At 51.2% G+C, this 20,980-nt stretch carries 22 protein-coding genes; 14 read left to right on the top strand and 8 right to left on the bottom strand.

Going from position 1 to position 20,980, the window contains the following annotated elements:
• Nucleotides 1-83: 83 nt before the first annotated feature.
• Nucleotides 84-536: a helix-turn-helix domain-containing protein gene (locus V7Z75_RS12870; RefSeq protein WP_442919917.1), complete on the top strand. Its 453-nt coding sequence runs from the start codon at nucleotides 84-86 to the stop codon at nucleotides 534-536.
• A gap of 67 nt (nucleotides 537-603) precedes the next feature.
• Here the strand turns inward: V7Z75_RS12870 and dsbG are convergent, their stop codons facing one another.
• The 7 genes from dsbG to V7Z75_RS12835 form a co-directional block, all read right to left on the bottom strand.
• Nucleotides 604-1,101 carry a thiol:disulfide interchange protein DsbG gene (gene dsbG, locus V7Z75_RS12865; RefSeq protein WP_334109062.1) on the bottom strand — a complete coding sequence of 166 codons (498 nt, stop codon included), beginning with the start codon at nucleotides 1,099-1,101 and terminating at the stop codon, nucleotides 604-606.
• Between the two features lie 133 nt (nucleotides 1,102-1,234).
• Complete coding sequence (locus tag V7Z75_RS12860) at nucleotides 1,235-2,074, bottom strand: TlpA disulfide reductase family protein (RefSeq protein ID WP_334109061.1); 840 nt, start codon at nucleotides 2,072-2,074, stop codon at nucleotides 1,235-1,237.
• Nucleotides 2,071-4,122 (bottom strand): protein-disulfide reductase DsbD, encoded by a 2,052-nt coding sequence (gene dsbD, locus V7Z75_RS12855; RefSeq protein ID WP_334109060.1) that lies wholly within the window; start codon nucleotides 4,120-4,122, stop codon nucleotides 2,071-2,073. Before dsbD ends, V7Z75_RS12860 begins: the two co-directional genes overlap by 4 nt.
• Nucleotides 4,119-5,156 carry an alcohol dehydrogenase catalytic domain-containing protein gene (locus V7Z75_RS12850; RefSeq protein WP_334109059.1) on the bottom strand — a complete coding sequence of 346 codons (1,038 nt, stop codon included), beginning with the start codon at nucleotides 5,154-5,156 and terminating at the stop codon, nucleotides 4,119-4,121. Before V7Z75_RS12850 ends, dsbD begins: the two co-directional genes overlap by 4 nt.
• 18 nt (nucleotides 5,157-5,174) lie before the next feature.
• Complete coding sequence (locus tag V7Z75_RS12845; RefSeq protein ID WP_334109058.1) at nucleotides 5,175-6,344, bottom strand: flavin monoamine oxidase family protein; 1,170 nt, start codon at nucleotides 6,342-6,344, stop codon at nucleotides 5,175-5,177.
• A gap of 11 nt (nucleotides 6,345-6,355) precedes the next feature.
• Nucleotides 6,356-7,024, bottom strand: a complete 669-nt coding sequence (locus V7Z75_RS12840) for a cupin domain-containing protein (RefSeq protein ID WP_334109057.1) — start codon at nucleotides 7,022-7,024, stop codon at nucleotides 6,356-6,358.
• A gap of 115 nt (nucleotides 7,025-7,139) precedes the next feature.
• Nucleotides 7,140-8,408: an OmpP1/FadL family transporter gene (locus V7Z75_RS12835; protein ID WP_334109056.1), complete on the bottom strand. Its 1,269-nt coding sequence runs from the start codon at nucleotides 8,406-8,408 to the stop codon at nucleotides 7,140-7,142.
• 586 nt (nucleotides 8,409-8,994) lie between these two features.
• Between V7Z75_RS12835 and V7Z75_RS12830 the strand changes: the two genes are divergently transcribed.
• The 13 genes from V7Z75_RS12830 (at nucleotide 8,995) to V7Z75_RS12770 (ending at nucleotide 19,738) form a co-directional block, all read left to right on the top strand.
• Entirely contained in the window at nucleotides 8,995-9,534 is a 540-nt protein-coding gene (locus V7Z75_RS12830; protein WP_334109055.1) for an OsmC family protein, read from the top strand.
• Between the two features lie 58 nt (nucleotides 9,535-9,592).
• Nucleotides 9,593-9,988 carry a rhodanese-like domain-containing protein gene (locus V7Z75_RS12825; protein ID WP_334109054.1) on the top strand — a complete coding sequence of 132 codons (396 nt, stop codon included), beginning with the start codon at nucleotides 9,593-9,595 and terminating at the stop codon, nucleotides 9,986-9,988.
• Nucleotides 9,989-10,031: 43 nt separating this feature from the next.
• Entirely contained in the window at nucleotides 10,032-10,415 is a 384-nt protein-coding gene (locus V7Z75_RS12820) for a glycine cleavage system protein H (RefSeq protein ID WP_334109053.1), read from the top strand.
• Nucleotides 10,416-10,479: 64 nt separating this feature from the next.
• Nucleotides 10,480-11,436 carry a lipoyl synthase gene (gene lipA / locus V7Z75_RS12815; protein WP_334109052.1) on the top strand — a complete coding sequence of 319 codons (957 nt, stop codon included), beginning with the start codon at nucleotides 10,480-10,482 and terminating at the stop codon, nucleotides 11,434-11,436.
• 17 nt (nucleotides 11,437-11,453) lie between these two features.
• Nucleotides 11,454-12,914 (top strand): dihydrolipoyl dehydrogenase, encoded by a 1,461-nt coding sequence (gene lpdA, locus V7Z75_RS12810; protein WP_334109051.1) that lies wholly within the window; start codon nucleotides 11,454-11,456, stop codon nucleotides 12,912-12,914.
• Nucleotides 12,915-12,983: 69 nt separating this feature from the next.
• The gene (locus V7Z75_RS12805) at nucleotides 12,984-13,676 is read left to right on the top strand and encodes a hypothetical protein (RefSeq protein ID WP_334109050.1); all 693 of its coding nucleotides are present in this window, start codon (nucleotides 12,984-12,986) and stop codon (nucleotides 13,674-13,676) included.
• Nucleotides 13,677-13,704: 28 nt separating this feature from the next.
• Nucleotides 13,705-14,685: a c-type cytochrome gene (locus tag V7Z75_RS12800; RefSeq protein WP_334109049.1), complete on the top strand. Its 981-nt coding sequence runs from the start codon at nucleotides 13,705-13,707 to the stop codon at nucleotides 14,683-14,685.
• A 340-nt stretch (nucleotides 14,686-15,025) separates the two neighbouring features.
• Nucleotides 15,026-15,400, top strand: a complete 375-nt coding sequence (locus tag V7Z75_RS12795) for a type II toxin-antitoxin system RelE/ParE family toxin (RefSeq protein ID WP_334109048.1) — start codon at nucleotides 15,026-15,028, stop codon at nucleotides 15,398-15,400.
• Complete coding sequence (locus tag V7Z75_RS12790; protein ID WP_334109047.1) at nucleotides 15,393-15,695, top strand: helix-turn-helix domain-containing protein; 303 nt, start codon at nucleotides 15,393-15,395, stop codon at nucleotides 15,693-15,695. Before V7Z75_RS12795 ends, V7Z75_RS12790 begins: the two co-directional genes overlap by 8 nt.
• A 228-nt stretch (nucleotides 15,696-15,923) precedes the next feature.
• Nucleotides 15,924-16,238 carry an integration host factor subunit beta gene (locus V7Z75_RS12785; protein ID WP_334109046.1) on the top strand — a complete coding sequence of 105 codons (315 nt, stop codon included), beginning with the start codon at nucleotides 15,924-15,926 and terminating at the stop codon, nucleotides 16,236-16,238.
• A gap of 664 nt (nucleotides 16,239-16,902) precedes the next feature.
• Nucleotides 16,903-17,640: a type IV toxin-antitoxin system AbiEi family antitoxin domain-containing protein gene (locus V7Z75_RS12780; protein WP_334109045.1), complete on the top strand. Its 738-nt coding sequence runs from the start codon at nucleotides 16,903-16,905 to the stop codon at nucleotides 17,638-17,640.
• Complete coding sequence (locus V7Z75_RS12775) at nucleotides 17,637-18,548, top strand: nucleotidyl transferase AbiEii/AbiGii toxin family protein (RefSeq protein ID WP_334109044.1); 912 nt, start codon at nucleotides 17,637-17,639, stop codon at nucleotides 18,546-18,548. Before V7Z75_RS12780 ends, V7Z75_RS12775 begins: the two co-directional genes overlap by 4 nt.
• 65 nt (nucleotides 18,549-18,613) lie before the next feature.
• Nucleotides 18,614-19,738 carry a hypothetical protein gene (locus V7Z75_RS12770; protein ID WP_334109043.1) on the top strand — a complete coding sequence of 375 codons (1,125 nt, stop codon included), beginning with the start codon at nucleotides 18,614-18,616 and terminating at the stop codon, nucleotides 19,736-19,738.
• A gap of 665 nt (nucleotides 19,739-20,403) precedes the next feature.
• Here V7Z75_RS12770 and V7Z75_RS12765 read toward each other — a convergent pair.
• Entirely contained in the window at nucleotides 20,404-20,733 is a 330-nt protein-coding gene (locus tag V7Z75_RS12765; protein ID WP_334109042.1) for a hypothetical protein, read from the bottom strand.
• Nucleotides 20,734-20,980: the final 247 nt, after the last annotated feature.

Raw genomic sequence — 20,980 nt, 5'->3', positions numbered from 1 at the left:
AGTTACGACAGTTTCCTGCCGAATGACCGTTTACACAAAAATTCTTACACCCTCGTACTTTCAGGCAGGATTTATATTATCGTATCAATGCATTCCCCATAAATATCCCCTCCTTACGTGAGCGACCGGAAGATATCATCCTTTTAGCTGAATATTTCCTGTTGAAATTATCCCCAAATAAGAAAATTACCTTTGACAAAGGAGCTAAACAGTTCCTACAAAACTATTCTTTCCCCGGAAATATCAGAGAACTACGTAATATGATGGACCGCGCTATCCTCTTATGCGATTCTCAAGTCATCTCTATGCATCATTTAACATCTGATGAAATATTTCCCCAGGAATCTACCCAACAGTCCCCAAGCAAATATTTCCGAGGAGATATCCTTCCACTGGAGGAGCTTGAGCAAATGTACTTACAATGGGCAGTAAGTGAAAGTAATGGGTCTAAACGTGATTTGGCGGAGAAGCTTGGACTAACGCCCAGAACCTTATATAGAAAGTTGAAAGAAATAAAGAGTCAAGTCGAAGAATAAAAAAACTGATCAAATTGATCAAATTAACGCCTATTGATCTCAATTAAGTGGGATCCAACCTAAAATATCAACGTGGGCCTAGTATTTCAATCAATTCCTCATCCTGTGGCATACCTTTATACCTTTTCAACTCTCCGTTATTGTCTCGGATAATAATGCTTGGCGTTCCACGGAACCCCATAGACACTAACAATGCCTTATTCGCATCAAGAATCCTGAGCGTGGATGCAGATATCGTTGTCAAAGGCTTGATGCCCCCTTGTCCGGCTTTGCTTTCGTTTTCATACAATGCAGCCGCACGATCCGGCGCTTCCAGAATCGCCGCTGCCTTCGCGGGACTATCTATCTTGATGATGCCCACAATTAAATGCCGCAATTGCACCTTTCCTGTTTCCACCCATGGTCTCGCCGCATGCCAAAAGCGGTTGCAGTAAGGGCAACTGGGGTCACTGAAGGTATATACGATGCGCGGAGCATTCTTTTTTCCATCCACTACCCAATCAGCTGATTCAAGTTGTACCCATATCTGGTCATCTACAGTTTTCTGAATGGCTTTCTGAGGCATCGGCGCATCACCTCCATTAACCTGTGCTGTTGTGGCGGCCCAATTCTCTGCATGGGAGCAATCACCCATGGACACGAAAACAAGCGCGATGATTGACGATATATACGATTTCCGCAGCGGTAGCATGACTGATCTATTCCTCGTGTTGATTGCTTGAAGTTGATTGTCCCAATCGATGTAATAAGGCTCCCTTAAGACTTGCCATGGTCATTTCCCCCATGTGCGAGTGCACCAGGAGGCCTTGTGCATCAAAAAACAATGTCGTGGGCAGGCCTCGTGATCGAATGACCTGCATGGTGCTTGAAGAAGGATCAATCAGCACATTCTTGAAATCCAACCCTTCCCGCTCAAGAAAAGCACGGGCTTGCTGTGCAGTTTCGCCTTGATTGATCATGACAAAATCTACTGCCGGGAATATCTTCTGTGTTTTCTCGAATGCCGACATCTCACGTCGACATGGCGGACACCAGCTCGCCCATAGGTTGAGTACAACAGGCCTCCCCTTGAAAGTACTCAAATTGACTGACTGCTGCTTATCAAGAGCCGCCAACTGCATATCAGGCAGAGGTGTTGTCGAACGTTGCCATAACCCCAGCACTACGCCTGCTAAAAACCAACACACCAGGCCAGCACATATACCGATAGACAAGGCAACCCCCAGCCTCCATCGGTTGCGAGTCCGCCATCCGACCAAGACAATTGCCGTCAACAGGCCTGACCACCAAGAAAAACCCCCATCGCCGATCGTGAAAACACTCAACGGCACTGCAGCATATTCCGGCCACCATTCCATAACATAACCCAACCGGGCACCCAGCAATCCCCACAACAACATGTCGAGCACTACTTCTGACGCATGATGGGATACCTGAGGGTCAAGTCGTCGGGCCGCGGCGCACGAAACCATCCATGCCATCAGGGCTGCGGAAAAGACGACAACGGCATGCATGGGCAATGGGCCAACACCAATCATGGTATGCCTGCTGTATCAAGTTGCGCCATGAACTCGCGCACGCTGACTTCGCCGACCATGCGCAAATTTCGCCGCTCGGCGCCATCCGGCCCCACCAGGATCAGAGTTGGCGGCCCCATTACCCCCCATCGCTTGAGCAACGCCCGGTCTATCACGTCGTTGTGCGTCACATCTGGGCGTACGACTTGCATCCCGGCCAACCGTCGGGCAACCTCAGCATTGTCGAAAACATTGCGCTCAATCACATGGCAACTGATGCACCATTCCGCATAGAAATCGATCAAGGTCCATTGTCCACGCTCCGCCGCCTCGTCGAGGCGCTTGTCCACGTCCTCGATGGTCTTTACCGCAATGTAGCTGACGCTGGATGCGGTGCTGGTTGGAAAGGCAGCGTTACGTAAATGTGCCAATGGCTGCAGGACGGAACTCGCCCCTGATGCCGCGCCTACCAACATCAGGATCGACCATAGACCGACAAATGCAGCGAAAAAACGCAATGTCCAGGCCTGGCGCTGCCTGGCAACAACCACTTGCGCCCAGGCGACAAAACCCACCGCCAGCGCCAACGACCACGCTCCCCACAGCAGCAGGCTGAACATTCCTGGTAAAAAACGTGCAAGCATCATAATGGCCATGCCCATCATCACGTAACCAAACACCACGCGCACTCGATCCATCCAGATACCGGGTTTGGGTAGTACATGAGCACCAAAGACAGCGATCACCAACAATGGCAACCCCATACCCAGCCCCAGTGCAAATAAGGCCAGGCCGCCTTGGAGCGCGCTGCCACTCTGTCCAATATAAAGCAACGCCCCCGCAAGCGGTGCTGTCATACAAGGTCCAACCAGTAATGCGGACAATAATCCGAGCACGATCGCTCCGCCGACGCTACCACCAGACTGCCCCCGGCCCGCGCTATCCACCCTGTTGACCAGGGCGGCAGGCAGCCTTAACTCGAACATCCCAAATAAGGAACACGCCAGCACCACAAAAAGACCGGCAAATGCACCGAGCAACCACGGGGATTGCAAGGTTGCCTGAAGATTGGCTCCAGCCAGGCCCGCCGCGACTCCAAGCCCCGCATAGACAGTAGCCATCACAAGCACATAGGCCAGCGTTAGAACAAAAGCACGGCGAGGCTTGACTTGGTTGCCAACCACCATCGTGGACACAATGGGAATCATTGGGAGCGTGCAAGGTGTGAATGCCAACAGCAATCCGAGGCCAAAGAACAGCAACGTACCCATCACAGGCCCCAGGATAGCGAGCCGTTGCGCCGTTGCCTGGTCTTCGGCAATCGCCGGCCCTGGGGATACGGCGAAGGGTTTCGCACCGTCACCGCGTGACCCCGCAGTTGGCTTCTGATTCCCTACGAGAGGAAGTGCCGTATCTGCCGCAGACCTCGGCAGAGAACCTGGCCCATCCCCCATCCCCTGGGGAGAAACAGCTCTAGATGAAGGCGCTCCCGCCAATGCCACGGGCCATGCCAGGTTGATGGTCTGTGGAGGATAGCAAATTCCCGCCTCTGCGCAGCCTTGCCAATGCAGCGTTAGTGGCCCTGGTGCCAGTGAGGAAAAACGCACCTGCAGCGTATCGCCCGTAAAAATTTCGGTATCACCAAAGAAATCATCATGCTTGGGAGTCCCGTGTGGCAACTCAAGGACAACCACCTGGCCTTGGCTATCCACCAGCTTCAAAGAGTGGCTGTAAACATAGTAGCCTTCGGCGATATGTCCTTGTACGGTAAAACCAGACGCACCCCTGCGTATATCATCCAGCTTCAGGACATCGGACGCATCCAGAAACTCATCCTTATCTCCCGGAGAGAAGGATCCTCTATCTGCCATTGCACTGCTGGCAACAAACCACAGTAAGAAAGCAAATACCATCGCTTTCCGATAGGCCAACAATGCTTTCAAAAGCATTGCAATGCCATACCCTACATGCCTGATCCCGACCAAGGCACTATCCTTGCGCATCATGGTATCTGCATCGGTAATACACGGATTTTCCACGGTCCCGCCGATATGATCGATGCGATTCATGACGTATCCTTCCTACCCGCAACCTCAAGCACCATACGGAATTTGACATCACCGGACTTCATTTTCTGATAAGCGTCATTAGCCTGCTTCAACGGCATCACCTCGATCCTGGGACGTACATGGGCCAGCACGCTAAAATCCAGTGCCCTTTCGCTGTCATAAGGAGTCCCCACTATCGAACCGATGACATCACGCTCACCGACAACTAGATGTCCGGTCAATATCTGTAAAGGTTCCTTGCCGGCCCCAAGCAAGACCAATCGTCCCTGTGGCTCAAGACCACTGATCAATGACGTTAGGATACCGGCATGGCCAACGGTACTGACGATGGCTTTTGCTCCTCCCATGCCCTTGAACCTCGAAACGGCCTCCTCATCGTTGGTATCGATGTAAAAGTGTGCTCCCAAGTCCAGCACATCCTCAGCAATATTACTGCCCCGCCCGATGGCGATCACCCTGAAACCCATTCGATGCGCATATTGCAACGCCATATGCCCCAACCCGCCGATACCCAGGATAGCTACAGTGTCTCCGGCCTGCGCGCCGCATTTTCTTAGCGCATTGAAAGTAGCGACACCGGCGCAGAGGATAGGCGCAGCTTCTACCGAATCTAGCCCATTCGGAATCGACACTAAGCCGGTAGCTCGCGCCAACATCATCTCGGCATACCCGCCATCGCAGGAAGAACCGACAAATGGCTGGTTCCGACACAGATGGAATTGGCCCTGGCGGCATTGCGCGCACTCATTGCAATGTCCGCCCAGCCGCCCTACCCCCACACGCTGCCCGACTTTCCAGATGGATGGAATATTAGCGCCCATCGCCACGATGCGTCCTACGACTTCATGCCCAGGTACGCGCGGTGGTTGCAATGAAGGGTCAACGTTTTCTATATCCGCAACATCGGCACCACAGATCCCGCAAGCTTCAATCGCAATCAGCACTTCCCCGTTCCCTGGCATCGCCACGGAGCGCTCCACCAGCTCCAACACTCCTGGCCGGGTTACTTGCATTGCGCGATAAGTGGTTTTCATATACGTCGCCCCGGATTGCTACAAGCCATGAAAAACATTCGTTAGCCCAAAGTTACCCTGGTCAACGGCCTGGGTCGCGAATGATGACAGCACGGCCTGCACACCTAACCTGGCTGCTTCGATGGCGCCAGCCACATATCCTGGATACTGGGGTGACCACTCGCTGGCAATCCCCATCAGGCATCCATGCCAGGGGCCGGATGCGGCGGTCACCGAGGGAGCCGGAATATGATGGTCGAGCATATCCATATCCATGGCAGTCGCGGTATAGGGGTCTTGCGCCCAGTCCTTGATGAGCTCGGCACAAGGGTGTGCAGCTTGCGCTCCGAAAAGGCGCGTGAATTGCGCACGGCAATGCATCCGCAATATGTCATCGGAGATATCCTTGCGCACGCGCGCCGGCACGCCGAAGAAACCAAATAGCGCTCCACCGCCACCGCGCAAGGAGGCATCATGGATTTCCACTAACGGCCCATGCGTACTGCGGGCCTCGCCTGACTGCCCATGTTCGCGCCAGAAAGGCGTGTCATAGACAGCGACATACTTGGCATGCGACGCCATCCACGTTGCCGTCGAACGCCACTGATAGGCTAATACCTGGGGCAGGACCGGCTCAAACTTGATGCTGCCTTCCGTCAGGCGCGGCGGCACAGCCAACAAGACATGCTCTACATGCCTGGTCGTGATGCGTCCTGAAGCATCTTCACTACCTAGTTCGATATTTGACAGTGTACGGCGCAGATAACGTACGGTCTGGCCAGTGACGATCCGTGTCTGATCCACTTGATGCCGCAGGGCATCGATCAACGACCGCATGCCTCCAGCCAGCCTCCAAGCTCCCATCGAACTCCCATCCCCGCGCATGCGCGTGAGCGGCTCATAGGGAGAGCGTTCCACCATCATATCGCCCGTATCAAATTGTTCGAAGTGCTCCAGGCCAAGCGTATTGATCAGTTGATATAGCTCTGGCTGGTACTCGGGCCAGAACCAGGTTGGGCCAAGATCAAAACGGTCGATAGCGGCCGCTTCAGCTTCCGGCGCTACCTTGCCCGGGGCGGCCACAGACATGATGCGCCCACCCAGTACATCTCGCGCCTCCAGCAATACATAATCCCGAATACCCTGATGCTCCAGCAGATACGCAGCATACAAACCGCTCACCCCACCGCCGATGATCGCAATGCGCATGGGTCGCATCTCTACAGCCCCATTAGCGCGCCACGCAGGTGGCCGGTCTTGATATAAAGGGTAGCGCCCTGCTTACCTGCGGTGACTTCAAGTTCATCACCTACCGGCAAGCGCATCCAGCTTCCGTGCTCATGGGCCACATCATCGACGGCCAGCCCTCCGGTCAACACCAGCAGTTCGGTGCCCGTCACGGATTTGACGAGCATGGATTCATATGGAGCAAGATATTGCAACCAAACCTGCTCAAACTCGCTGGAAAAAAGTGGGCAAATCTCATTATTTCCCTGACGGCGCCATATCGAAGCATCCCGGGTATTGATACGCACCCGACACTGCTCATGTGGCGGCATCTGGTGCAGCTTGACAAAGATGGTCGCACCTTCCTCGCTGTATGGCCGATGACTGGAATCTGGAGGATTGCGCAGATACCAGCCGGCTCCATAATGTTCTTCGCCTTCGGAAAAAACACCGGCCAGTACGAGAATTTCCTCTCCTCCTGCATGGACATGTCGTGGAAAATACGATCCCGGAGCATACTTCACGATGCTGGTCGCACGCCCCTTCTCCTCTCCCGCCCGATCCAGCATGACGCGTTCGATCCCTGCTTGCGGTGAGGCAACCCATTGATACTGGCGAGACGACACAATGACACGCTGCGAAAAATCCGCATTGACAAGCATTAGCGTTCTTTCAAGAATGGCAGCAAAAAGATCGCTACATTCAGCTTCTAATCAACCAAAAAATAAGGATAAAAAGAGATGCTCCTCCCTTTTTATCCTTTGAATTAAGTACAAACTATTTGAAAGTCCAGGTTAAACCAAGGCCGGCTTGCCAAGTGCTGGCCTCGACTTTGGTGAAACCAATCGTTTCATGGTTCTTGAGGGCAAAGGCAACATGCGTATCTAATGAAAGCCTTTCATTGAAGGCATAGCCAAAACCTGCGGAAATCTGGTCTTCCCAGATTGGCTCAGCATTGGTTGCTTGGAAGTATTGAACCAGGGAAGGATTCAACTGCAGAGTTCCCATCGGAGAGCCCATCGATGGAACGCCCGCAATCGTGGAGCCAACGTTCTTCTTAATGGGATTACGGGCGTGACTATAGCCCAGGCGCCATTTCGCAGCGCCAGTAGTCAGCTCGCCGCCGACCGAGAATACGGTCTGATCACGGAAGATATCTTCATAGAGTTCCGCGGAGGACCAATCCTTAAAAATTACATCGGCACCGATACGCAGGTTACCACCCATCAAGGAATTGTTGGAAACACCGATCGCAAATTCCTGGGGCTGGGTTACATGGACATCCCAGAAGTTACCTTTTCCTGGGCCAATTGGGCCGCCATTATCCACCACATTGTCATACCTGATCTTCAGTGGGCTTCGGTAGTACGCTCCGAAACTTGTCGATTCGCTCATGTCATACTTCGCACCCACCGTTCCACGGAAGCCAAACCCGTGCGTGGAGGCAGTATTGGACGAAAGCCCCATTTGCAGATAGCCATTGCCGATGGTAGCCGCCGCGCCAAATGACAGTTGGTCCGTGACCTTATATGCCAGGCCGACATTCGCCATGAATACCAGTAATTCCGAATCTGGATTCAGGCTACCCGGTGTGTCGCGGAAGTCGGAACCAATGCCAGACTGCGCTGTCAGCCCAAGGCCAGCCACGAACCGATCCGAGAACGCCTGGGTAATGGCGATGGTAGGCACCAGGTAGTTGTCCGCCTCAGACTTAGCCTTCCAAGGCACCCCTGTATTACCACCGCTATGCTTGGCTCTTACCGTAGGCTTGTAGAAGGTCGCCCCGAAGGAAAAGTTAGTACCCTCGTTGAACTGAGTCAATGTGGCAGGATTGCCAAACACCGCTGCAGCCGGCTCAATGGAGTGGGCAATGCTCACACCTGCCATTCCTCCGGCAGCTGGCAACATAGTGTTGTTCAGGTCAGTACCATAATTCGCAGCCAATACTGGTGTTGAAGCAAAAACACCCGCAACCAACATCGCTATATTAGGTGATTTTATTACAGACTCTCTCACGTTATTTAAGATAGTACTGATCGCATACATATGTTTATTCCTCCTGGCAGCCTCCCCAAAAGATAGATCCCAGAGGTCAGCTATTTATTTATCGATAGTTTTAAAAGATTACATACGACATACAGCCAGAAGAATGATTAGCAACAACCAGACCACCACAACTAACACATTGAATATAAAACATTAAGTTAAATTTAAGATAGAAAAACAATTAAAACAAAACAAATAAAAAATGCCAAAATTGGCATCTAATTTTCTGAAAAACCACATACTTAAGACAAAATTGTCTTTTACTCATAAAACATACCCCAATCCTATTCTTCAGGATTGACTAATTTTATTGATATTTGAGGTGATGCCAAAATTGGCACATCTACTGTCATTTAGGTCATATCCTGTATTTTTTTGACATAAATTTCCTCAGAAAAATACCAGTCCCGCCGCATATATAGATTATATTTATCTATAAAAAACAATCTATTAAATATCCTGGCACTTAGCTTGCTTAACTCCACTGCTGATTTCACTTAAGGATTAAGTTGCTTCCCAAGGCCTATCAGCAAGACAGTCAATCAAAACCTTATAACGAACAATTTTTGGCGTAGGAGGATGAAATATGTCACAGGAGTCAGTTAAGAACGCATTAGGTGGCCTGATTGAAGTTATTAAGAGCACGCCGTCTGCATCGCGTGTTGTATTCCGCGCATCAACCAAACTGGAGGAGGATGTTCGCTGTATAGCTAATGTTCGTGATTTTCCTCCTCTCACCATTGATGAACCGCCAGATTTAGGTGGTAGCGATCAAGGCATGAACCCTGTCGAGCTTGTATTGGTAGCATTGGGTACATGCCAAGAAATCATGTATTCGGCTTATGCTGCCTTCATGGGGATTAAGCTAGATGAATGTAAAGTGGACGTAAAAGGCTACCTGGATTTAAAAGGACTGCTCAGTATTGATCCCACGGTCAACGCCGGCTATCAACAAATTTCATTCAACACCACCTTGCGCAGTTCTGCGAATACAGAAGCCATAAAACAATTAATTGAAGTAGTGGAAGGACATTGTCCAGTAATGGATATTCTTGCACGCGCCCAAAAAATCACAGGAGAAGTCACACACAATGGCGAGCCAGTGCATTCACTGACTATTAATTAATGATGTATGTTGGCTCATCGCCATATGCGGTGAGCCTTATTATTCTTCTGGAATTTCTATGAAAACTCTCACTGCAAAACAAATGGTTGAGAACGCCAAACAACATATACAAGAAGTGGATGTTTATGCGGTACAAAAAATGCTTGAAGATCCAAATATTATTATCATTGATGTAAGAGAACCCATTGAGTTTTCCACTGGCCATATTGCAGGAGCAACCAATATCCCTCGTGGCGTGCTGGAATTCAAACTTGATCCAGAGAGTTCCAGTGATTACCCTCATCTACAGAATAAAGACATTCCAATGGTAGTGTATTGCCGATCTGGGGCAAGAAGCGCCCTGGCAGTTCAATCCATCCAACTGCTAGGCTATCACCGCGCTGTATCCATGATTGGCGGTATTGAGAAATGGAAAACCTCCAATCTTCCCTACACTGAGCCACAATTAAACTAAGACAGAATTGGGTCAAACCCAATCTATAATTTCGGAGGTTGAGATGAGTCTATCAGCAGATTGTTTATATCATACTGAGCATACTTGGGTTAAACAAATTGAGGGAGATGAAGTGCTCATCGGAGTATCATATTTTGCTCAAGATACTCTTGGAGACATTGTTGAAGTTTCCTGTCCAATAGTTGGCAGCACAATTACCTGTGGAGCTCCATGCGGCACTTTGGAATCTCGCAAGACCGTATCTGACCTGATTGCACCTATCAGTGGTGTCATTATTGAAATTAACAAGACTCTCGGCTCTGAACCCTTTCTCATCAATGATGATCCACATGGCAAAGGTTGGATTGCCCGGGTTCGAATAATAGATCAAGAAGAATTAAATCATCTGATTGATCTAAACAAATATAAATCAATCATTGGATTCTAAGCTAACTAAAAACCCCATAATTACCTGCTTTGGATTATGGGGGTTTTTTGATTGGTAAATAAATATGAACCCTAAACCAGAAATAAGAGAGATCGGTCAAGCCAAGACAGCTCGCATACCCATTAAGATCATACCTGAGCCAACCCTCAAGAAACCCAACTGGATCAAGACACCGCTGGTCTCCACTCCCCAGTTCATGTCAGTCAAGAAATTATTACGTGAACAAAAACTGATGACTGTATGCGAGTCAGCCTCCTGCCCTAATATCACCGAGTGCTTCAGCAAAGGTACGGCAACGTTCATGATCCTGGGAGACCTATGTACCCGTCGTTGCCCTTTCTGCGACGTTCCGCATGGCAGGCCACAACCTCCAGATCCTCTTGAACCAATTCACCTGGCCGAGGCCATTCGCTCGCTGCGATTGAATTATGTCGTCATTACCAGTGTGGACCGGGATGATTTGAGAGACGGTGGCGCCAGACATTTCCTTGAGTGCGTCAAGGCGATACGGTCGACAAGCCCCGATACCAAGATGGAACTTCTGGTACCGGACTTTAGAGGCCGGTTGAATACAGCCCTTGATCTGTTGAAACAGTCGCCGCCCGAGGTATTGAACCATAACCTGGAAACAGTTCCAAGATTGTATAAACAGGTACGTCCCGGTGCCGATTATCTGCATTCGTTGCAATTGCTGGAGCTGTTCAAGCGCAGAAATCCGTCGGTGCTGACCAAGTCGGGCCTGATGGTCGGCCTGGGTGAAACCGAGGAGGAAATTATCAATGTCATGAAGGACTTGCGCCATCATCAAGTCGACATGCTCACTATCGGTCAATACCTTCAACCCACAGAGTTTCACCTGCCTGTACAGCAATTCGTCTCACCCGAGCAATTCAGCATTTATACAGCCAAAGCGTACGAACTAGGGTTTACTCATGCCGCTTGCGGCCCCATGGTGCGTTCGTCCTATCACGCTGATGCTCAGGCAGCACCATTACTAGACAAAACAAAACAGCCAATATGAATATGAAGGAAATCAGAATGCATGCAAATGATACAAATCGTCCATCCTTTGATGTGGAAACAGAGATTCTTGTCATCGGCGCAGGGCCTGGAGGTTATACCGCTGCGTTTAGAGCAGCGGACCTGGGCATGAAAGTCGTACTGGTTGAAAAGGAAGTCTCCCTCGGCGGTACATGTCTGAATGTCGGTTGCATTCCCTCCAAGGCACTCCTTCATGCAGCCAAGGTCATTACTGAGGCACAGGAAATGACAGGGCACGGCATCAAGTTCTCTCATCCCGAGATTGATCTTGAAGCACTAAGAAGCTGGAAGTCCTCCAATGTCGTGGATCAACTCACGGGAGGCCTGGGCCAGTTGGCCAAACAGCGTAATGTACAAATCATTAGAGGCACGGGCGAGTTTATCTCTACGCATGAAATGCGCGTTGTCCATAGTCAGGAGGACTCCAGTATTGTTATCCGATTCGACCATGCCATCATTGCGGTAGGCTCTCATCCTGCGACTATCCCCAACCTCCCTCAAGATCCTCGTATCATGGACTCATCCAGTGCATTAGCAATGGAGGTCATTCCGAATCGGCTGCTGGTCATCGGTGGAGGTATCATTGGCATGGAATTAGGTACCGTATATGACGCATTTGGCTCGAATGTCACTATTGTGGAGCGCTCCCCTAGTCTGATCAAGGGTTGTGACAAAGATGTCATCCGTCCGCTCCATCGCAGAATGAGCAAGCGTTTCGAGAAGATCATGGTGAATACCGCAATCACCCATATCACTCCGAAAGAGGACGGCATCCATGTAGGCTTCAATGGCGAGCATAATATCGAGAACGAAGTGTTCGACCGGATTCTTGTCGCGATCGGACGCAAACCAAACGGCCGCAAAATTGGCGCAGAACATGCGGGCATATATGTCGATGATGCCGGTTATATTCCCGTGGACAAGAATATGCGAACAAATGTCCCGCATATTTTTGCTATTGGGGATGTCATCGGAAACCCCATGCTAGCCCATAAGGCAACCCATCAAGGTAAGATTGCGGCAGAAGTCATTGCAGGACACAGTGCAGAGTTCCTGACAACGGCTGTTATCCCATCCGTCGCCTATACAGACCCGGAGATTGCCTGGGCTGGCATGACTGAAACTGAAGCCAAGACACAAGGCATCCCTGTAGAAATTTCTTCATTCCCTTGGGCAGCAAGTGGTCGAGCCATGTCAATCAATCGTACGGAAGGCCTCACCAAGCTGATTTTCGAAAAAGAAACCAATCAGCTTATTGGTGCGGCTATCGTTGGTACCAATGCTGGAGAGCTCATTACCGAAGCTGTTCTTGCCATTGAATCATCCACCAAGGCCAAATCTCTTTCCCAGGTCATTCACCCTCATCCCACCCTCTCTGAAACAATCTGTTTTGCTGCAGAAATGAATCAGGGAACCATCACAGATATCTATATACGCAAATCATCCAAAGCTGCATAAGGAAGAAAATCAGGGTTTATTACCGGTTTATCAGCAATAAACCCATCAACTTCATAAAATGTGGTTAATATGAAGAACTCTTCTGTTACAAAATTCACTTCAGAAAAGAAAAAATCTATCTATAAAACGGATATTTATCAATCCTCTCTATGGGAAATCTTAGATACTACCTTCCTTCCTATACCCGATAGCTATCAAGGGTTTTCGATAGATCATCAATTCCCATTTTCAGCACAAAAAAAGCTGTTTGGTCCTCTTACTATGGATATATTAGGATCGTTATTTTGGCTGACAGCTCGTCAACAACTTCCTAGATTAGAAACTGTAGGATTTGATCAGGACTTAAGGCCATGCTTTGTGAACGATTTTATTGATCCTGTATATATATTGATCTGGGACAGTTACAAAAGTCTTTTACAGCGCTATAACCCTTATCAACATACACTAGAAACCATCAAGACAATCGAGACAGAACTATTACACTCTGTTCAACGCTCAATTGATATACACGAAGGAAAGATAATATTACTCATGAAGGAAACTAAAGATATTTCCTCTCGATATAAATTTAAAACTGGAAAATTATGGCAAGATATCCATACTATCCAAGGTTATCTTGCATTAGCAGCTGAAATGTTGCATTTGAATTACGCTCCAATTTGCATATCAGGTGCACTATGGATTAGTCAATTGAATGGTTCTAGTAAACAATTACACACTATTGATATGAGCGTTGTAGGAGCACGATATTTTTCAGTGTGAGAGTCACTTTAACAACGCAAATTAATGTATGAGAGCGAAATCTACTGTAAAGCAGATATGGATCATGAGTGCCTTGGCCATAGGGATACTTTGTACCGTAAAAACAATACATATTGCTCAAGCTCAGCAACAATATCCCTCATGTTCCAACGATGTGATTTGTTCTATTCCAACTAATTTCCGAGTACCGCCCTTTCCCGAGACGCCTGAAGGCAAGCTGGCTGCCTACGGCAAGCTATTGATCACAGAAACTTATGCCCAGATCGGGCCTGAAAGCAAGAACCCAATCACCGGCAATCATCTGGCCTGTGTGAGTTGCCATTTGAACGGCGGGACAAAGCCCTTTGCTGCGCCTTATGTCGGTTTGACCGGGGTGTTCCCGATTTTTATTGGCCGTGAGGGCAAGGTGGAGTCCTTGGAAGAGCGCGTGAACGGCTGCCTGGAAAGAAGCTTGAATGGCAAGGCTATCGATGTGAGTAGTCATGAGATGCGGGCGATTGTGACGTATATGAAGCATTTGAGCACGGGCGTTCCCGTAGGCAAGCGCATTGCAGGCCAAGGGTTTACCACGCTGGACGTTCCTGCGAGAGCCGCCGATCCGTTGGCGGGAGAAAAGGTGTATGCCAAGCATTGTATGGCTTGTCATGGTGAGGATGGCGAGGGTAAGCCTGGCTCGGCCGGTAATCGTGAAGGCGGATATCTGTTCCCGCCGCTATGGGGCAGGGATTCTTATAACGACGGCGCAGGGATGGCGAGATTGCTGAGTGCCGCAAGGTTTATTAAAGGCAACATGCCGCTTGGGGTATCCGCGGAAAATCCCGTGCTGTCGGATGAGGAGGCCTATGACGTGGCAGCCTATATCAATAGCCATGACCGTCCCATTAAACCCAATAAAGAGAAAGATTATCCGGACTTGACGAAAAAGCCAAAGGATAGCCCCTACCCTCCTTATGCAGATTCGATTCCACAGCCTCAGCATCAATTAGGGCCATACGATTTTTCCCAATAAATATAATGTAGCCTCCCTCTTTTAACCCTCTACTCTAGTATGACTGTTTAATTATCTAATTGCAGTCATCTGCACAATATTGTCGAACTCGTTTAATACATCCGGATGGTTTTTTGTCATATAACGCAAGAGAGCTTTGTTAGACGTCAGTTTGGCAAGATATCCTTTAGCTAATCATCCTGCTCATAGATTTTCTGCCAGCTTGAATTGTTCTTGGAGATTGCCCATCTCAGGAGCAACGCCACGCTCAATAGTGTGTCCGAATCATGAAATGTTCCTACATACTGTTAAGCCATATATTGAAAACCATACCCGTTTCGGGTATAGTAAAAGAGTGATGATGGCACACATTTTAAAGCGGAAGGATTTTGCACGATGGCAGGCAAGTGAGAAACTGCCCGATGCTGCCTTGTGCAAGGCCGTCAAGGAAATGGAAAGCGGTCTGATCGATGCAGACTTGGGCGGCTTTCTCTATAAAAAGCGGGTAGCCCGTCCAGGCGAAGGCAAGAGTGGCGGCTATCGTACGCTGCTGTCGGCCCGGATCGGTAACCGTTACGTATTTCTGCATGGGTTCTCCAAAAGTGACAGGGCGAACATCTCGCAGGATGAGAAAAAAGCGTTGCAGTTCACGGGCAAGGTGTTGCTGGAGTTATCTGCCGATGCCTTGTCGAAGGCATTACAGTCAGGCGTGTTATTGGAGGTACATTGTGAGTAAGATAATTGAATCCCTGCGGGGCGACTTGGCTACACTGCATGAAGCAGGTGCGATCAGCAAGGTGACGATGCGCGAGTTCGATGCGATCTGTCCGCCGCCAGTGCGGGAGTTCGACGCGGCGGATATCAAGCGCCTGCGCGAAACCTTGAAGTTCAGCCAGCCGGTGTTTGCGCTCCACTTGCATACCACGGCCTCGACGGTGCGCAAGTGGGAGCAAGGCGAAACGCATCCCACAGGTCCAGCGCTCAAACTGCTCAATATCATTGCCGATAAGGGGTTGCAGGCCATCATTTGATGCCTGGCGAGGAAAACAAGCGTTGGCAACGTAATCCTGCAGTCCTTTCACCAAGTGAGTGATGACACGTATATCTCGGCATTATTTCTCGGGATCAAATGAACAGAGATTAAAGAGAGCTGATACCCTCTCCTCCAACCTTCCCCCTTGAGTGACCCTGCTATAATCCATCGATCAATGACACGCTTGTGATCATGACATGATGATTGGGCATCAAGGGGATGGGAGATGGTGAAGTCGGAATTGGAGCATAGGCTGGCCAGGCGATTCGAGTCATTGGCGCAGAGAGATGTGCGCATGGCGCTGGATCTGATGCTGGGCGCCATGTCCAAGGCGTTGGTAAATCAGGGGCGTATCGAGATTCGCGGGTTCGGGAGTTTTGCGATCAATCATCGTCCCACCCGCATGGGCAGAAACCCGAAGACTGGCCAGGAGGTGATGGTGCCTCCCAAAGCCGTACCGCATTTCAAACCGGGACTGGAGCTGAAGCAGCGGGTGAACATTGTGCCCGAGGTTGCCGAGGTGGAGAGATTGGTGGCTTAGCCACTTCTCACTTTGGTACAGGCCACTCGCCAATCACGGACGACAAGGTTGCAAGGCACATGAGCCAGCGTGTGATCGGAAAGCGTATCCGGCCCCCAAAGCGGGCCATACGCCAACGGATGGTGAGCCTGATCACAGTGGCGGTGTGATCGTTTGGTTGCATGATGTGATCGTTTGGTTCATCGGTGTGAGTTTTTGGTGCGGCCATATCTATCCGCAACAATCCGATTACATTGGAAAACCATTTTAAATAAATAGGTTATCCATTTATCCAAAGTGATACAGCATATGGTCTGATATCCATTCCAGACGATTTAATCTGCTTTGTAGGGATTATTTACCAAATGTTCACACCACGGTAATGATGGTAATAAAATCATCATGTTATGAATGAATTCCCTGATCCACAGGGTTATTTTTTCCACCAATTCATCACACCATCAAGGTTCGGCTATCCTTTCGGGCAGCCGCCAGGCTGTAATAGCCCATCGTCGGTATCCAGTTGGGCGGCAAGAGCTCGTCGATCCGGTTACCTGGCCGTCTTCCCGCATGGCAGCGCCTAAGGGATAAATATTTGGATATACTGCAAATATCGTACTCAAGCTACGACTATCGCAACTATATCAAATTGACTTTCCCTTGGGAAAGCTGTAAAAGTCGTAGCATGGCTACGACTACCTCAAGCAAGCTAAATGCGCTCTACACTCGGCTGGCGCCGGGGACACCGCTGACTTCGGAGGACCTGGCGGCGCTGGGTATCTCTGCCGACCTAGCTGTCCACTATGTCAGGGCAGGGTGGCTCACGCGCCTGGCGCGCGGGGTGTTCTGCCGTCCGAACGACGCCCCAGCACTCCATCCCAGCCTGCTGCTGTTGCAGCGCCGGTTCGAGGGGCTGCACGTCGGCGGCAAGACGGCACTGGACTGGTACGGCGTACGGCAGTACGTGTCGCAACAGCCGATGTTGCATCTTTATGGCTGGACGGCAGGACGCTTGCCAGAATGGTTCACTGAGCGCTTTCCGGCCGAATACCACCGCAAGCGGTTGTTCGACGAGAAGCCGGATGTCTTGCTGCACGTCGATCCCTTCGAGCAACGCAGCGGGGCGCCACAGGTCTCGGCGCCAGAGCGGGCATTGCTGGAGCTACTGAGCGAGGTCGGCGTACGACAGCCCTTGCAGGAAGCACGCGAACTTGTCGAGAGCGCCTACAACTTGCGCGCCGATGTGCTGCGCGAGCTGTTGCAGCATTGCACGAGCGTCAAGACCGTGCGGCTGTGCCTGCAACTCGGCCGCGAGGCGTCATTGCCCTGGGCGGCCAAGCTCGACCCGGCCGCGCTGCCGACGGGCAGCGAGCGGCCCTGGGTGTCTCGTTCCACCGATGGCCTATTGGTGCTCAAACCATGAATCAGACCTATCTCAATACTGCGCGCCTGCTGACGCAGGTGGCGCCACTGGTGTTCGTGGATGACACCTTTGCCTTGAAGGGAGGCACGGCGATCAATCTGTTTGTGCGCGACATGCCGCGGTTGTCGGTCGATCTCGATCTGGTCTTTCCCGATCACACGTTGCCGCGCGATGAGGCGCTGGAGCGCATCAACGAGGCCATCCGGCAAGCTGCTGAGCGCTTGAAGAAGCAAGGACTCCAGACGCACGCGCCGGCGGCCGCAGCGGGGGAGACGAAGCTGCTGGTGCGTCGTGGCCCGATCCAGGTCAAGGTCGAAGTCAATTTCGTCATGCGCGGCACCGTGCAGCCCGTACGTCGCGCTTCGCTCACGCCGATTGCCCGCGACGTGCTGATGGCCGATCTGGAGATCCCGGTGGTGTCGTTGGAAGACGTGTACGGCGGCAAGCTGGTGGCTGCGCTGGATCGACAGCATCCGCGCGATCTGTTCGACGTGATGCAGCTCTTTGCGCATGAGGGCATCACGCCCGGCATCCGACGCGCGTTTGTGGTCTATCTGTCCAGCAGCAATCGGCCAATCCATGAAGTGCTGTTTACGCCGCTGCGGGACATTCGGCATGAATACGAGCACAACTTCCACGGCATGACGGCCGAGCCGGTGCCGCTCGATGCGCTGCTCGCCGCGCGAGAACGCATGCTGCAAGAACTCCAGCAGGGCTTGGAGGCTGACGAAAGACGCTTCCTGCTGTCGTTGGCTGCTGGCGCGCCGGAGTGGTCGCTGCTGGGCATCAAGCACCTCGAACAACTGCCGGGCATCCGCTGGAAGCTGCACAACCTGGCGCAGTTGCAGAAGACCGATGCGAGGAAGTTCGCCGAGCAGGCAGATACGCTGGTCGCCCGGTTGGGGTAGGGGGCTCCTCAATACGTCGGCCTGACCCGAAGCCCGTTGGGCATTAACAATGGACACAAAACCCAGTGACTTCTCCTCGCATTGCCGATCGATTTGCGTTCCATCGTTCTACGCCACAGATCACGGTTGACGAGTACGAGCGACGCCGCGTGATCGAACTCGGCGAGTGGGTGGCTGCGCGAGACCGCATCTATCTCGACAAGTGTTTCTGGATTCACCTGCGCACCGCACGCACGCTCGCGTCGAGTCCACCGGGCGCGGCGGATCTGTTGGATGCCCTCGTAACTGGTGTCTCCAATGGTCAGTTGGTGTGTCCCATCAGCGATGCACTGTTTCTTGAACTAATGAAGCAGTCGGACCCAGTAACCCGGAGTGCAACGGCCGAACTGATTGACGAGCTGAGCTGTGGCATTACGCTTAGCCCCGAACCGACGCGCGTGGCGACGGAGGTAGCGCATTTCCTTCACGCGAATGTTGGGCACAGCGTTCATCCATTGGAACACTTGGTCTGGACCAAGGCCCCGTACATCCTGGGTGTCCAGCATCCGGTGGCCACAGCCTTCCCAGAGGATGAGCGGCTCGTCATTCAGAAGGCGTTCTTCGATCACCTCTGGGAGGTCTCTCTATCGGCGATGGTTGGGACCATCGGAGACGCTTGGCCGCTCGCTTCGCCATTCGTTGACATTGCCGATCGGCTGAATCGTGACAACGCTACGCATGCTCCGTCGATGAAGAGCTTCCGGCAGGTTTATCGCGACGAGATTAATGGTGTCTTGGAACTCGCAGCTCCGATCGCCGCCGAGGTGCTGCACGACATGGCCGTGAAGTCGCTTGGCCCTGGCATCCAACCTTCAGCAGATGAGCGGGAAGGAATCACGAGGCAGTGTCTCGGCTTGCTACGGGCAGCAGTTCGAAAGCCAGTCGGTCGGCGGGCTCTGCGCACGCTGCAAGTTGGTGCTCTGTTGCATGCGGCGCTACGCTGGAACCGCACGCAAAAACTGAATGCCAACGACATATTTGACTTTCATCATGCCGGTGCCGCGTTAGGCTACTGCGATGCATTTTTGACGGACGGGCCTATGCATACGCTTCTGATGCAGCGGCACTTGGCCATTGAGCGCGATTTCCCGTGCCGAGTCATGTCTTCCGTTGAAGAGGCTGCCACTTGGGTTTGGCATCGCATCGCGTGATGGGTCGGAAGCAACTCTCGCATGCTGAATCACAGTACGAGGTGAGAGGCTGAAGTTCGGCCCCTCGTTCGGTATGATTGAAGCTGATTGATGATGAGCCGATGCCGCGTAACCCCGCGCCAGCAAAGGGTGTATTTTTCTGACGGTAAAGGCCCATGTCGATCAAAGCCAATCCCTTTAACCACGCGGACTAACGAGTCTCATTGATGACCGAGTGGAGATTATCAAGTACTGTATAGTCGTTTACATGATTGTTGGAGCAAGGGTTCAGCATGGAGACCATCAAGGAAGAGACTACCACCTTAAAAGAGGAGCTTAACTCCTTAAAAGAGGGGCTTCATTCCTTAAAAAAACTGTTCAGAAGAATTTATTATCTGGAAATTGTCATAGTAATTCTTGTATATATCCTGTTACTAAGGATATGGGTGTTATGAATTTTGTGGCCCCGGCATTTTGTAAGTGATGCCGGTTATTTTTCCACCACGTCAATCATTCCTTGCGTGACCAATCGATGCCCTGCTCGGGTATGCGTGTATGCGATGGACATTGGTGAATACGGGAGCAGATGGCCCCATATCGCTATCCTGCCGTTGTCAGATGCCTGCACAGCCATACCCGCCAACCGGGGGGTCTTGGGCGCCCATGAATGACTGATTTGTTGGTCGCTAAAACCATTCCTTGTAGAAAGCGGTCAGGAACTCCGCGCTGAGATCCAGCCCGACAGTGTCAGGCAGGACGGCGTCAATGGAACAGTGCGGGCAAATGGCGGTTTGTCCGTTCCGGTTCGATTGCTCATGGGCGGGCACATTGGGCAGCCAGTCTGTCCATCGATGAATGGCAGTGGGTGGATAGCGTTCGTGGCAATGGCCACATACGCACCAGGTGCTCGCCTCGATCGCCGGGCGATGAAATGAGACATGCCGATGTGCTTCCCGAACCGATGTCATATTCGTCATTGTCATTTCACCGTTGTCTTGGCTCGCTTGATCACTCATTACACACAACCATCTCCAACTGCACTCGAGATATTGCCCCTGTCAGATCTACCACACGTAAACAAATCCATCTGCGCGACTTTTGCGCGATCTATATATTTCTTATAGGCTTTTATAGGCTTATTTATTTGCAACGAACGCCCTAACCAATTGATTTTAAAGGCGCCAATTCCGTCCCATATGGCTACGAACGGTAATCCCCCCGAAAATTAGCGGTGGTTAAAAGTAGAATTTTCTCCAAAGCAAT

Source organism: Methylobacillus sp. (assembly GCF_036844465.1).
Taxonomy (GTDB): Bacteria; Pseudomonadota; Gammaproteobacteria; order Burkholderiales; family Methylophilaceae; genus Methylobacillus.
This window is presented reverse-complemented; position numbering and strand designations above follow the sequence as displayed.

Excerpts from the sequence above, each read along its gene's own strand:
- dsbG (WP_334109062.1), bottom strand. The coding sequence starts at position 1,101 with ATGCCTCAGAAAGCCATTCAGAAAACTGTAGATGACCAGATATGGGTA.
- V7Z75_RS12860 (WP_334109061.1), bottom strand. The coding sequence starts at position 2,074 with ATGATTGGTGTTGGCCCATTGCCCATGCATGCCGTTGTCGTCTTTTCC.
- dsbD (WP_334109060.1), bottom strand. The coding sequence starts at position 4,122 with ATGAATCGCATCGATCATATCGGCGGGACCGTGGAAAATCCGTGTATT.
- V7Z75_RS12850 (WP_334109059.1), bottom strand. The coding sequence starts at position 5,156 with ATGAAAACCACTTATCGCGCAATGCAAGTAACCCGGCCAGGAGTGTTG.
- V7Z75_RS12845 (WP_334109058.1), bottom strand. The coding sequence starts at position 6,344 with ATGCGCATTGCGATCATCGGCGGTGGGGTGAGCGGTTTGTATGCTGCG.
- V7Z75_RS12840 (WP_334109057.1), bottom strand. The coding sequence starts at position 7,024 with ATGCTTGTCAATGCGGATTTTTCGCAGCGTGTCATTGTGTCGTCTCGC.
- V7Z75_RS12835 (WP_334109056.1), bottom strand. The coding sequence starts at position 8,408 with ATGTATGCGATCAGTACTATCTTAAATAACGTGAGAGAGTCTGTAATA.
- V7Z75_RS12830 (WP_334109055.1), top strand. The coding sequence starts at position 8,995 with ATGTCACAGGAGTCAGTTAAGAACGCATTAGGTGGCCTGATTGAAGTT.
- V7Z75_RS12825 (WP_334109054.1), top strand. The coding sequence starts at position 9,593 with ATGAAAACTCTCACTGCAAAACAAATGGTTGAGAACGCCAAACAACAT.
- V7Z75_RS12820 (WP_334109053.1), top strand. The coding sequence starts at position 10,032 with ATGAGTCTATCAGCAGATTGTTTATATCATACTGAGCATACTTGGGTT.
- lipA (WP_334109052.1), top strand. The coding sequence starts at position 10,480 with ATGAACCCTAAACCAGAAATAAGAGAGATCGGTCAAGCCAAGACAGCT.
- lpdA (WP_334109051.1), top strand. The coding sequence starts at position 11,454 with ATGCATGCAAATGATACAAATCGTCCATCCTTTGATGTGGAAACAGAG.
- V7Z75_RS12805 (WP_334109050.1), top strand. The coding sequence starts at position 12,984 with ATGAAGAACTCTTCTGTTACAAAATTCACTTCAGAAAAGAAAAAATCT.
- V7Z75_RS12800 (WP_334109049.1), top strand. The coding sequence starts at position 13,705 with ATGAGAGCGAAATCTACTGTAAAGCAGATATGGATCATGAGTGCCTTG.
- V7Z75_RS12795 (WP_334109048.1), top strand. The coding sequence starts at position 15,026 with ATGGCACACATTTTAAAGCGGAAGGATTTTGCACGATGGCAGGCAAGT.
- V7Z75_RS12785 (WP_334109046.1), top strand. The coding sequence starts at position 15,924 with ATGGTGAAGTCGGAATTGGAGCATAGGCTGGCCAGGCGATTCGAGTCA.
- V7Z75_RS12780 (WP_334109045.1), top strand. The coding sequence starts at position 16,903 with ATGGCTACGACTACCTCAAGCAAGCTAAATGCGCTCTACACTCGGCTG.
- V7Z75_RS12775 (WP_334109044.1), top strand. The coding sequence starts at position 17,637 with ATGAATCAGACCTATCTCAATACTGCGCGCCTGCTGACGCAGGTGGCG.
- V7Z75_RS12765 (WP_334109042.1), bottom strand. The coding sequence starts at position 20,733 with ATGAGTGATCAAGCGAGCCAAGACAACGGTGAAATGACAATGACGAAT.